The sequence below is a fragment of the Lachnospira sp. CLA-JM-H23 genome, assembly GCF_040096425.1.
GTDB lineage: Bacteria > Bacillota > Clostridia > Lachnospirales > Lachnospiraceae > Lachnospira > Lachnospira rogosae.
The window spans coordinates 462,108-475,888 of sequence record NZ_JBBMET010000001.1 but is presented as its reverse complement, the minus strand read 5'-3'; the positions used below and the strand labels follow the sequence as shown (position 1 = coordinate 475,888).

At 36.0% G+C, this 13,781-nt stretch carries 10 protein-coding genes and 1 pseudogene; all 11 read right to left on the bottom strand.

Going from position 1 to position 13,781, the window contains the following annotated elements:
* Positions 1-428: 428 nt before the first annotated feature.
* Positions 429-827: a C-GCAxxG-C-C family protein gene (locus WMO42_RS02205; protein ID WP_022502753.1), complete on the bottom strand. Its 399-nt coding sequence runs from the start codon at positions 825-827 to the stop codon at positions 429-431.
* A 14-nt stretch (positions 828-841) separates the two neighbouring features.
* Positions 842-1,855 carry a DnaJ domain-containing protein gene (locus WMO42_RS02200; RefSeq protein WP_349191424.1) on the bottom strand — a complete coding sequence of 338 codons (1,014 nt, stop codon included), beginning with the start codon at positions 1,853-1,855 and terminating at the stop codon, positions 842-844.
* Between the two features lie 101 nt (positions 1,856-1,956).
* The gene (locus tag WMO42_RS02195) at positions 1,957-2,589 is read right to left on the bottom strand and encodes a cytidylate kinase-like family protein (protein ID WP_349191423.1); all 633 of its coding nucleotides are present in this window, start codon (positions 2,587-2,589) and stop codon (positions 1,957-1,959) included.
* Between the two features lie 123 nt (positions 2,590-2,712).
* Positions 2,713-4,065 (bottom strand): Na+/H+ antiporter NhaC family protein, encoded by a 1,353-nt coding sequence (locus WMO42_RS02190; RefSeq protein ID WP_070101457.1) that lies wholly within the window; start codon positions 4,063-4,065, stop codon positions 2,713-2,715.
* Between the two features lie 322 nt (positions 4,066-4,387).
* Positions 4,388-5,569 (bottom strand): PucR family transcriptional regulator ligand-binding domain-containing protein, encoded by a 1,182-nt coding sequence (locus WMO42_RS02185; protein ID WP_022502757.1) that lies wholly within the window; start codon positions 5,567-5,569, stop codon positions 4,388-4,390.
* 180 nt (positions 5,570-5,749) lie between these two features.
* Positions 5,750-7,009, bottom strand: a complete 1,260-nt coding sequence (gene codA, locus WMO42_RS02180; protein ID WP_349191422.1) for a cytosine deaminase — start codon at positions 7,007-7,009, stop codon at positions 5,750-5,752.
* A 272-nt stretch (positions 7,010-7,281) separates the two neighbouring features.
* Positions 7,282-9,009, bottom strand: coding sequence for a sensor domain-containing diguanylate cyclase (locus WMO42_RS02175; RefSeq protein WP_349191421.1), 1,728 nt, complete (start codon positions 9,007-9,009; stop codon positions 7,282-7,284).
* A gap of 92 nt (positions 9,010-9,101) precedes the next feature.
* Positions 9,102-10,832, bottom strand: a complete 1,731-nt coding sequence (locus WMO42_RS02170; RefSeq protein ID WP_349191420.1) for an ABC transporter ATP-binding protein — start codon at positions 10,830-10,832, stop codon at positions 9,102-9,104.
* A 78-nt stretch (positions 10,833-10,910) separates the two neighbouring features.
* Positions 10,911-12,698 (bottom strand): ABC transporter ATP-binding protein, encoded by a 1,788-nt coding sequence (locus WMO42_RS02165; protein ID WP_349191430.1) that lies wholly within the window; start codon positions 12,696-12,698, stop codon positions 10,911-10,913.
* Positions 12,684-13,166 (bottom strand): annotated as a pseudogene (locus WMO42_RS02160) (GNAT family N-acetyltransferase); the annotation flags it as partial. The gene WMO42_RS02165 and the pseudogene WMO42_RS02160, both read right to left, overlap by 15 nt.
* Positions 13,167-13,251: 85 nt before the next feature.
* Positions 13,252-13,776, bottom strand: a complete 525-nt coding sequence (locus WMO42_RS02155; protein ID WP_055175119.1) for a GNAT family N-acetyltransferase — start codon at positions 13,774-13,776, stop codon at positions 13,252-13,254.
* Positions 13,777-13,781: the final 5 nt, after the last annotated feature.

Sequence of the window (13,781 nt, the reverse complement as noted above, 5' to 3'; positions counted from 1 at the left end):
TTGTCGGACGACATTTGGAAGCTTTGCTTCCTCTGTCTGCGGGTCGCTGACGTGGGAGGGGGAATTAGCTTTGTCGGACGACATTTGGAAGCTTTGCTTCCTCTGTCTGCGGGTCGCTGACTGAGGGGATAAGGTTTGCTGGGTGGCGTCCCTCCACTGTTTTTGCGTGAGTAGCGCGTTCCAGAGCTTCGCTCTGTCACTGTCGCGGTGCTCCTCGAATACGCTAACAAAGCCTCTTGCTCACTTCTGCAAGCAGAGTTCGGCAAGTGTCTTTGTTAGTGTATTCTCATCGCTACTCACGCAAAAAAGAGTTCACGAAAGGAAGCGCCGGTGGTGGTGCTCCCCTTCGTGAACTCTTTGAAATTCACTCTATTTGTTTTTTATTTAATTGTTTATTACTATATCACTTGTTGAAATATTTTGCAACATTAATCTTCTTTATTGGTGATTTCGTCTATTAATTCTATGGACTCTTTTATCATATTATCGCAATGTTCCTTCTTTACTCCGCCTTTCCGGGCGTTGTTTCTTAGAAGGTCTACGCAATCTGTTAAGCCATCGTGGTTGGCGGCTATTCTTTTTCTGAATTCTGTTATTACGGCTGGGGAGTCTATTCCTTTTGCACCTAATACCATAAGAGCACTTGTTATTGCTCCACAAGTGCCGCCGCATTTCATTCCGCCACCAAAGTTACAGCCTATTGCTGCTGCCTGCTGTTCGGTCATTCCTAATTCATCGGCGTAGGCTCTCATTATTGTCTGGGCACAGTTGCTTACCATCGGGGTTTCATTTCTTAACTGCATTGCTTTATCTATATGTCTATTCATTGATTGTCCTCCAATTACATTTTAGAATATTTAGTAAGTATTTCCTCAATCTGCATATTTATGCTTTCAGGAAATGTTCCTGAATTATTATCAGAAATTTTTATCCAAAAGTCAAGATTCTTGTATTTCACATTGTGTCTTGTGTTGTTCTTATCCTGCCTGGTGGCAATCTGAACTTTTACCTGTGCTCTTTTTTGTTCAAGAAGTGGAATTATTATGTAATATAGCCTGTCGTCCCTGAATGACATATAGCCTGCGGCATTTCCCGATTTAGTCTTTAAATATAGACGGTGATTTTTAAGTGATTGTGGGTATAGTGTCATACCTGCCCGTAAAAATGGGGCATTAGCTTGTATTTCAAGCATTGAGTCTATATAAAATATCTGTGCATTATTCTGCTTTACCGGTGTGATAAGTTCATTAAGTGTGTAGGTTGCATCTATATACTGCTGGGCTAAAAGGTATGCAAGCTGTGCTTTTATAACTGCCCTGCTTGTATCCGATATGCTTCCTTTCCTTCTGTTATCTATACCTGATAACAGCTTATCACTGCTTTCTGATATACTCTTTATGAATAATGTAAAATCTTCTTCTATCGTCCAGATATATTTGCCTTTTGCTATAACAAAGCTTCCGGTAATATTTCCTCTTGCACCTTCTGCATAATGATATATATTACGGCTTGTATACGCATTATCATTAACAGGTGCATCCCAATTACCGCCATCGGAAGCATATGAATTATAGTCCTGATAATATTCTTCATCATATGTGTACTCTGATGAATAACTATCATCGCTGGAATTATTGAAATAACCAGACATTTTATTATCAGATAAATTCTTAATAATAATTGAATATGCCTCATTAATCTCCTGCGCACTATATTGATATGTATTCTTCCCTGACTTTAATGAATCGGGATGCACCTTTAACATCAGTTTTCTATATTTTTTCTTAATCGCTTTTATATCAGCAGACTTGGATACTGCTAATATTTTATATGCCTGTTCTACACTCATCTTCATAGGGTTATCCTGATATGCTCTTTCTATTGGTTACATTTACCGATTATAATTAACTTATTATAAGCAGTAAATGTTTAGATTACGCATATGATAACATATACTTAGTTAAGCGTATATGTTTTTAAATCAAATTTCTTCTGAATAAAATCCACAAGATGCTCAGCTGTACCCTCAACGCCCAAAGAGCTGCTGTCTATCATTATAGTCTTGTGCTTAGGGTCTGATGGAAGAAATCCTGCATAGTGCATATGGTAATTATCTCTTGCCTCATCTACTGACCTTATCATCTTCTTGGCTTCTTCTTCGCTTAAATGCAGATCATTTACACAGTTCTTAACTCTCTGTTCATATGGAGCATAAATGTATATATGCACCGCATTTTCTTCATCAGAAAGAACAAAATCTGAACAACGTCCAACTATTATACAGCTTTCTCTCTCAACTAAGAATTTCATAATATTCTGCTGGGCTTCAAATATTCTGTCCTGTTCTGTACTTGACTGTGTTCCGAGAGGATACATCATTCTCTTATATGAATTAGTTGATGTCTTCTTAACCTTTTCTTCAAGTTCATCTATCTGTGATACCGGAAGATTAAGCTTCTTAGCCGCCTGCTCCACTATATCCCTGTCATAATATTCAACTCCAAGCTTCTTACTCATAAGCTTGGCTATTGGACGTCCAAGGCTGCCAAACTGCCTTGCTATTGTAACGACATATTTCTTATCACTCATAACTGCCTCCGTTCTGAAATCATATTTGTTGTTTTATTATAATTTCTATATGTCTGAAATCATATTATAATTTTTTATATGTCATATTTCCAATTAACATTTTCTAATTAATCCCTACATAACTTACATAACAAATCCTAATACAAGGAAACCAATTATACTTATTCCAGCTCCTATAAGTACATATGGAAGCTGTGATACCGCGTGGTCAAAGTTATCAATACCTGAACCCTGTGAAGCAAGAACTGTTGTGTCACAGTAGAAGCAGGCGTGATTACCAAATGCACAACCTGAAAGAATTGCTGCCATTATAAGTATTGCATTGGCTCCTACACTTGCGCCAAGTGGAAGAAGAACTGGTGCAACAAGTGTACATACGCCCCACGCATTGGCTATCATAAATGCTAATATACCAGTAATGATAAATGCAAGCATTGGGAAAATCTTTGCTGATAATATTGGCTGTGTAATATCTATGAAGAACTCTGTCATCTGCATCTGGTTTGCAATCGTCTGGAATGTAAGTGCTGCTATAAGGAGAATTATAATAGGAAGCATATCTGCAAATCCTTTTACGAAATTATCCCAGTATTCTGTAAATGTCATCAGCTTTTCTGCAAGATACATAACAAGTGTTACTGCAAGACATATAATCTGTGCTACTACAAGGTTCCCTGTAACACAGGCTACAACTACAAGTACAAGCATTGGAACAAGGAAATTGAATATGTTGCCGTCCTGTTCGCCTTCGCCATCGTCCATATTGTACTTCTTACTTGCATCACTGTAAACCTTACCTGTTGTTGCAACTCTTTCATAAGCCTTCTTCATTCCGCCAAGCTTAGGAAATACACCTGCTGAGAAAAGAATTACAATAAGTAATGCAACTATTGGATATATACAAAATGGAATTGCTTTAATATAAGCTCCCATCCAGGTCTTTGCACCAAGTGCCTGAACACTCTCCTGTGCGAAGAAGATAGCTCCAAAATATGCTGCCCAAGATGAGAATGGGAACATAACACAGACTGGTGAACCTGTACTATCAAGAAGATATGCAAGTGCTTCTCTTGGTACTTTTACTTTATCATATACCTTCTTCATTGCTGTACCTATTGATAATACATTAAGATAATCATCAATAAATATAATTACACCTAATATAAATGTTGTGAATAAAGTCTTTCTTTCGCTGTTACATATCTTTGAAACAATCTTTGCAAATCCAAAATGTCCCTTAGAGGCTGTAAGAAGTGCTATTATACTTCCAAACAAACCACATACAAGTATTAAGTATGCTTCATCACTCATAACACCTTCAAGTGTATTAACCCATTCGGTTATAAAATCCTGCTTATATAAAAATATTGCTCCTATAATTGAACCGCCTATAAGAAATGGCTCACATTTCTTAGTAGCTATAGCACCTATGACAATACCGATTACAATTATTACTGCTATAAGACCGTAGCTCATAATCATTTCCTCCTGTTATATAAATATTTATTAATATCTGACGCGTCCAGCGGTACATTTTATATACCGCAAGATAAACAATGAATGTGCTTTAGTAATTTCTATTTCAGCCTTTACTGCCAGTTAGATTAACATTTTTACTAATACACAAAAAGGGACTTCCGCTAATATTACCATTAGCAGAAGCCCCTTTGCTTCTTGTCTATGTTCAAGAATATATCACTAAGACATATATACTTCAACATTCTTTTATAAATATTTTATTGTTATGACTTCTAATAACAATCTTGTATTACTTCATTTGTTCTCACAGCACAAATGTCTATCTTACCTCAAGACATATCAAAGCATTCATAAACTCCAGACGTGTCATCGCATCATCAAAATTCCTGCCCGTAAGCTCAGTTATTCTCTGTATTCTGTACTTTACTGTATTACGATGCGTAAATAACTGTTCAGAAGCGTGAAGCAGGCTGTTATTGTTCCAAAGGTACGCTTTTAACGTCTGTAAAAGATTCGTATTATTCTCCTTATCATAGTCAATAATTATGCCTAATGTACTGTCAACAAAGTCCTGTATAAGCTTTTTATCTCCAAATTCAGAGAACAGGTTATATATTCCCATTTCTTCATACCAGAACACACTTCCATTAAGCTGTATCTTCTCCGAAAGGATTACACACCTTGAAGCCTCCGTAAAACTTTTCTGCAAATGTGATATTCCATTATATTCACGTCCAATTCCCATAACAAGCTTTATATCCGTATACCTGCCCTGCACATATTCAGATAATGCTTCGTAAGATTGATTAATAAGACCGTGTGTATCATCAGCATTTTCCAAACAATTAAAACAGCCAACTATGTTATTAGCATATCTTGATAAAATCAGACTTCCATTGTTCTGTGCAAAACTGTCCCTCAGCTTATTCATAATGAAATCATAATCAAAATTCTCTATCTTATTATCTGAATGAATATTAATCATAAACATACGGTTATTACCATTGATGTCATAGCCAGCTTCTTCAAATTTAATAGAAAATGCTTCTATATTGATGTCCTTTCCAAATATAATTCCTGAAAGAATATCATCACTTAATACATCTGAGTCTTTATTATACGCAATAGCGTGTCCGATTTCTTCAAAAATGTCAACAAGAGGAATTTCACCTGATATGACAAATATCGGAAAATCGTTAAGATTGGAATAGGATATTATTGTACTGTCTATACTGGCAATGTACTTATCGCCAACAAGAAGCAATGCACCTGCCATATCAAGCTTCTTAGCTTTCTTAATAACTGCTTGCAGGTCAAAATCCTTACTCTGTATAACAGGCGTGCTTATAATCAAAAGCTCCTGTCCCTTTACCCACTTCGCAAAATTCATATTCTCAGGCTTATATACCCACCTTATTCTATTAGACAAACCACTCTTTCCTGCTATTATTCTGGCTTTCGCCATTGAGGGGAGAGTGAGAAGATCTTTACATTGAAACATATTGCTGCTCCTATATTATGTTGTTATAATTATTTATAGTGCCATAAGGAACTTTTAAGATGAGCACTTTTGTGCTCATTATATCATATGCCCTGCGTTGCTTTTTCACGCATCCGAAGTTTCGAAGAAACTTCTAAGTGACTACGAAGTAGTCATATTATATCATAATTCACTCTTTATCTATGCCATAAATTCACTCAAAGCCTCGAAAACCACTGGTGCTTTCTTAAACAGATATTCACCATTACGGACACTTGCAACAACATCGGCTCTTTCGCATACTGCCTCGAATTCACTCCTGGCATCAACAACGATAAAGTTAGCTGGCTTGCCTGCCTCAATTCCATATATATCTGATATATTCATAGTCTTAGCACCATTAACAGTTATAAGGTCAAGGCAGTTATCCATTTCCTCAAATGACATCATCTGTGCTATATGTATACCATTATCAAGCACGTTCATAAGATTACCATTGCCTGCTGGATACCAGGGATCTTGAATTGAGTCCTGTGCAAAGCATACATTTATTCCATTTTCATATAATTCCTTAACTCTTGTAAGACCTCTTCTCTTAGGATATGTATCCTGTCTGCCCTGAAGATATATATTCTCTGTTGGGCAGGAAATGAAGTTAAGTCCTGCTTTCTTGAAATTCTTCATCATTCTGAATGCGTAGCTGTTATCTACTGAACCTAATGAACAGGTATGGCTTGCTGTTGTCTTAGGTCCGATTCCTTCAACAATTGAAAGTGCTGTAAGAAGCTCCACAAACCTGCTCATTGGGTCATCACTCTCATCACAGTGTACATCAATAAGCTTGTCATACTTCACAGCTAATTCAACAACCTTATGGATTGATTTCTCACCAAATTCCCTGCAATACTCAAAATGTGGAATACCACCTACACAATCAGCACCCATTTTAAGTCCTTCTTCAACAAGCTTGTCGCCATCTTTGTAAGAATACATTCCTTCCTGTGGAAATGATACAATCTGGATTGTTACAATATCTTTTAATTCTTCCTTTAATTCAAGAAGTGCCTTTAAGGCTGTGAGGTTAGGGTCAGTTACATCAGCGTGTGTTCTTATGAACTGGACACCGTGTGACACCTCCATTTTAACTGCCTTTATTGCTCTTGCCTTTATCTCATCAATTGTTAAATCTGATTTAGTTTCACTCCACCTTTGAATTCCTTCAAATAATGTTCCTGTTCCGTTAGTTGCGCCCTGCTTTCTTGCTGTGAATACATAATCAAGATGAATATGTGGGTCAACATATGGTGGCAGTGTAAGCTTGCCTTCCAAATCCTCAATTTCACAATCACTATCTACATCTATATGTGGTGCAATTGCCTTAAATACTCCGTCCTCAACAAGTATTTCCTGTAATTCATTATATCCTTTTAACTTTGCGTTAATAAATTTCTTTCCAGCCATATTATACCTCTTTTCCTGCCTAAGATATTAACACTGAATTCAAATATCAAATGGCATTGATTAATATGGTCTGACTATAACAATCCATATAGCAAACAACAAGCATTTGTTCCAAAGTAACAAGCATTTTATGCTGTTTTAACAACATTTTATAATTATATTTGTGCTGTGGATACATACCCATCATAACTTTTAATATAAATCCCTTAACAGCACAAAAAGAACACAAAAGGGATTTGGAAGGTGTATCCCAAATCCCTTTTATTTTAACTTTATTCTCTGTTATTATGATACATCTCTTTCTCCATATACATAAGCTTATCTGCCGCCTTTAATAATTCTTCTAAATCGTCAACATACTCTCTCCACAGAACTCCTATGGATATGCTTACTTGTTTATCCTGCATTATATTTTTCAAGACTGTAATTCTTTCTTCATATTTATCACGCTCAATATTCTGCTCTATAATTACAAATTCATCCCCACCTATCCTGTAAGAATTATCCGGGAATACCATTTTGAATGTGTCTGCTGCTGTACATATGAACTTATCACCATTAGAGTGTCCATAATTATCATTAATTGCTTTCAGACCATTAAGATCTATGTAAGCAACTCCGACATTTTTAAGTATCTGGTCTTTAGCCGCTTTAACAATGCTTATATATTTGTTACGATTGTACAAACCTGTAAGCATATCCCTGTAACTTAAATAACGCATCCTATCCTGCTGCACACGCTTTTCAAGACTATTAGTAACAAAATATTGTATAGAAGACAATAATGCCATATCATCGTAATGATTAACCGGGTTGTCCACTCCAAGAAATCCAATTATATTTCCATCTCTTTTTAATGGCACTGCAAGAAGTCTGTCCACATTCTGTTCATGCAGCATATTGTATACAGGTTCTTCCTTTTGCTTGCTGATATCTGCTATATAATATGGCTTTTCTTCTTTAAAATTCTCCATCCATAAACTTACAATATTCATTGAAAGCTTTTGAATCTTATCCTTATTTGCTGTAATACTATCACTAACATACTCATAGGTGTTATCCATTGTATTATCATCGTAATTATTTTCAAAAATATAACATCTGTCCGCACCAAAATAATTATTAATAATTGCAAGAAGATTATGTATAGCTATGTTAATATCCGCTTCAGTTGTCAGTTCTGCTATACACTGGTTAAGCACCATAGATATTTCAAGTTCAGCCTCTGTCTTAATCTGCTTCTGTTCCAGATTGTTAAGTTTCCTGTCCTGTTCACCAATAACAGTTATATACATAACTATCATTGAATTACATACAGCTATATCAATCAACGAAATTTCATAAAAGTAGAACTGTATTATTGCCGCTACAATTGGAAGAATAATATATGAACCAAGTGAAGAAATTGTAATATTGCTTAATTTCTTTCTGTATTCTATCAAAAATGACATCTCTACCATCATTCCTGTTACAGGTATAAAAATAGATATTATAAAACCTTCACTTCTATGATATACATTCTGTGCATCATAATAGTAATACAAATCTGTAAACTGTGAAATAATAACCAGAGCTACTGCCACGGCACACAGTATATTTATAAATGTTGCTCTTTTTAAAGTTCTTTCTTCCTGTTCCGTAAAAATAAAACTGCACACATACCTGTGGAACAAATATAATATTATATTATTGTCAAGAAATACTATAAAATTACTTATCCTTACAATCCAATATCCAAATATACCCGTCCAGCCTCTGAATATACAGGCGGTTGCATCACTGAGCAACAGAACAGCTGTTGCAAACTGCAAAAGTATCATCCACAGCCTCTTACGGCGGTCAAAATTCTTACTTAAAATCATTCCCACCCCTGCTATTAAGCAGAATACACAACCCCAGACCAACATAGCAATATTAACATATTGCACATCAAAATATGACCTATTATTTCCAATCGTAATGCTTAACAGCCTGTTAATGCTATACATAATATCTTCCACTTTGTCCACCTGATATACTTTAATTCATTAAATTACCCAATATGAAAAATATTATCACATTCTGGCGGCATTGTCATTATGAAATATTGTATTTAACAGTTTATTACACGTCCTGTTCTTGCCGTAACCCTGTGTGATATTGATATAACTGTTCTGTTTTCAGATACACCTTTAAGTGCTGTAAGAACATCTCTTTCTGTATTGGCATCAAGATTGGCTGTTATCTCATCAAGTAAAAGCAGCTCCGGGTTGGCAGCTGTAGCTCTTGCTATGGATAACAACTGCCATTGTCCCTGCGAGAACACTTCCTGTGTACACTGGGTATCATATCCATTTTCAAAGTTCATAATTGTATCGTGAAGTCCTGTAAGCTTTGCCGCTTTGATAACAGCTTCGTCAGATATGGACTTGTCATAAAGTGTAATCTGGTCTTTAATAGTTCCCGGAACCATATGAAATGACTGCTCAACATAACCGAATATTTTTCTCTTTCTGTTATCTGGTATCGCGGCTGAATTCATATCATTTATAAGGATAGAACCTTTCTGTGGCTTATACAGACCTAAAAGCAGCTTGAATATTGTACTCTTACCTGCACCTGTCCTTCCTGATAGTGTAACCTGCTCTCCTCTATTTACAACAAATGTCTTATCAGCTATTACAGTGTGGTCAGCCTCATATCCGAACGTTACATCATTGAACTGGACATAAGGTGTATCATTTTTACTATCAAATGTCTTTTCTGCCTGTAATTCTTCATTATTATCTAGTACTGGAAGTTCAAAGAATTCATTTATTCTTCTCACGCCCGCAATCGCTGACTGTATCGTCTGGATTTCCATTCCAAGACTTTCAACTGGTGAAAATATCTGTGATATATAGTTAATAACTGCTACTGCTGTACCTGCTGACATACCAAAAAGTGTAAGGACTTTGGCATTGCCTGAGGCTGAAAACAACATAACCACCGCCACTACAACTGCATTTAATATAAGAATAACCGGTGAATATACGGCATCGTAGAAGTTGGTCTTTTCCATAGCTTTGTAGCTGTCGCTTATATATTCATCGTATCTTTTCTCCATATACTTCTCCTTGCCAAGATTATGGATCGTACGGATATTGTGAAGTGTTTCCGGTACATGTCCTGAAGCACGGCTGACTGCTCGTCTATTTTTTAACTGGGCATCAAGCATATTCTTCTGTATATGTCTTGTAAACCAGAATAGAAATGGAAGAAGCACTATAAGCACTGTTGCAAGTCCTTTGTTTCTGAACCAGATAACTACAAGAATACTTATTATCTTACAGGCATCTGCAAACATACTTACAATTCCCGATGTGAAAAGGTTCTCAACTGTATCAACATCACCTACAAACCTTGATACAACAGCACCTGGCTCCTGCTTATTAAGTGAGTCAGTAGAAAGTCTTACAAAATGCTCCATAAGTCCACTTCTAAGTGCATGTGTTATCTTCTGCCCAAATACTGTAAGAAGCCCTTCTCTTGTGGCTTCCATAAGACCTGCAATAACTGTAAATGCCATATAAACAAACACTAAATATACAGGCACCTGACTTCCTGTTGTCAGGGTATCTACTATTTTTCCAAGTACAAGTGGTGGATAAAGAGCCGTTATAACCGCACCACATACCGAAATTATAATTCCAAGAGAAAGCCATTTTCTCTTTATTATAGTATGTAATATTATTGAAACTACGTTGTGTGAATTCTTGTTATTCATTTTCTTATTATCAACGTTATTAATATTATAATTATTGGCTTTATTGGCTTCTGTGCTGTTTACATTATTACTGCTCAATATTATCCAGCTCCTTTTTCTTATTTTCGTTGGTATTTTTATTTTGTAATGTACCTTTTTCTGTATGTTCAGCCACGTCTACCTCATCTGTGTGCTGACATTTTCATACAACTTCCTGTACTGCGGACACTGTAACATAATCTCTTCGTGTGTTCCAACTATTGCCTTTCCATTATCCATCCATATAACCTTATCCATCTTAGGGAACATATACAGACGATGTGTCATAATAATTACAATATTATTCTTTGCTATATCACAAAGGTTGTTATATATCTTTTTCTCAGTGCTTATATCCAGTGCTGAAAATGGATCATCAAGCACAAGTACCGGCTTCTTATGACAAAGCGTTCTGGCAAGTGCTATTCTTTGTGCCTGTCCACCTGACAGTCTTACACCACCATTACCAATAAGTGTGTCAACTCCATTTTCCATCTGTGCAACTTCTTTATCGATACATACGTCCTTGAGGTATTCTGATACATTGCAATCATCACCAAGAAGCACGTTATTCTTAATAGAGTCATTAAAAAGCTCTGTGTCGTGTCCAAGATAACTTATTATTCCCGACCTTACATTATCAGCAACACTGCTTAATTCATTTCCATTATACTTAATACTTCCCTTATATGGACATTCGCAAAGGAAGGTCTTTCCAAATGTTGACTTACCGCAGGCAACCGGACCCGTAACGCCTATAATCTCCCCCGGCTCTGCAGTAAAGAAAATATCATTATATACAGTTTTTCCATCTGGATATGTAAAACTTAAGTTTTTTACTTCAAGCTTTCCTGATGTCTGATTTTTACAATCTGTATCTTTATCCTGAATAACCATAAGCGATTTAATACGTTTCCACGAAACCTGTGCCTTATGAACTGCATTAAACAGCTTTGCCGCCTTTGAAGACTTATCCGATAACTTTATAAAACAGGCAAGGAATGTCGTAAATGCCGCGATATCCCAGCTTTTCCACCCCGTTCCAAGTACATTTTTACTGCCGAAATATAATATAAATATTATACCTGTCATTGATATAATCCTGTATAAGGGTGTCATTGAAGAATTCCATATATTTGCCATGATAGCAGCTTTCTCATATGATGAAAGATTATCTTCGTATGCAATTCTTCTGTCCTCTTCCCTTCCGTATACCCTGTAAGTTATGGCATTAGAAGCTCTGTCTAGTGTGGCATTGCTTAATATTCCTGACTGTCTTTTATATTCTGCACCTGTTCTCTGTACGATAATCTTCATCTTTTCTGCAAGCAGATAAGATATCGGTAGAAATATCATTGCAATGAGTGCCAGCCTTACATCATATACAAGCAGCATTCCTGCATATGCAGCCAGTGCTACTCCTGTATCAAACACCTCTGTTGTGAACTTTCTCATGCCCTCAGCACAATCATCAACATCAAGGATTGCCTTTGTCATAATATCGCCCATACCTTCACTTTCAAGTTCTGTCTTGCTCTTTAACACAAGCGTCCCATACAATATCTTCTTCATTCTTCTGTTGACATTATTCGCAAATCTTCTCACATAGAAACGCTTTATATATCTTGATATCTGAACAACTGCAATAGATACAATATATGACACTACAAGTATAAACATATCCTTGTATACAGCATTTTGGCTTAATATATCTATAAGACATCCTGTCATCTTACCCTCAAACCAAGGGCCAAACAAAAGTCCAAAGTTATATATAAGACCTGAAACTGTTATTATAAGCAGTACCTTCCACTCTTCTTTAAAATATGATAGTATTCTGTCGGCTGCAAATTTCTTGTTTGCGGTCACTTTTTTGTTATCTGAAGGATTTGCCCCATTATTTCCTAATTTAAAATCCAATCTCATCTGGTGCCACAGGACATTTCCATGAGTGGATTTATCTGTTATCCCCTCATCAATGAATCCAAACTTGGAATAATATGGAACAAGGCTTTCTTTACAAGTTAATACAAGCCCTTTCCGGTTCTGTTTTCTGGCATCTAAGATAGCCTTCTTAATCAGCTCTTTCGCACATCCACATCTGCGATATTCAGGAAGAGTATTTACACCAAAAATCATCTGCCATGCACCATTCTCATTATGCATTGATGCATTTTCATACATCTCATCTGTAAGATCAGCCTCATCCGTAACAAAACCATCTACAAACGCAATGAGTTTACCCTCATCAAACATAAGCCAGAAATGATTTCCATAATATTTTATTCTCTGCTCAAATTCTTCTTTAGTTGCTGCCTCTAAAACAGGAAAACACTCGGATTCGACCGATGCAATATCGTCTAAATCAGCCATTGTTGCATATCTTATATTCACAATCGTTCCTTCTTTACTATGATTTTTTCATTATAGCTTCCTATAAGGCAGATAATGCTCATTATATGTGCATATCTAATACTTTCTACTCAATCACATACTCATACATTCTAAACTGCCTGTTTCCAACCACCTCATAAAATATGTTTTCAGTACTTACATATTTAAAGCCAGCTCTGATATATAACTTGTCAGCTAGTGTGTTCTTATCTATTACATCAAGGTGAATGGCTTCAATGTTTTCCAACTTAGCATATGATATTAAGTTTTTTACAAATTGAGTAGCAAGACCCATACCGCGGTACTCATATCGCACTGCGAGAGCATGGATTATCCATACATTATTATCTCTTTCATTTACTTTCCACGCTACCTTTTTATACTCTTTATTAGAATTACTGTTAACTATGGCACATGCCTTAATTATTCCTTCATCTCTTAATACGAACAACTCTTTCTTAACAATACCAGCCATTAAAAAATCTGCTGAAGGATGTACACCCTTTTCCCAGTCAGGAAAAGAAGGTTCTTCTTTGCTTTTATCTATTAAATCCCAATAGAGATTTTCTATCTCATTAAAATCCTCCAGGCATGCTAATTCAAAATTCATATATC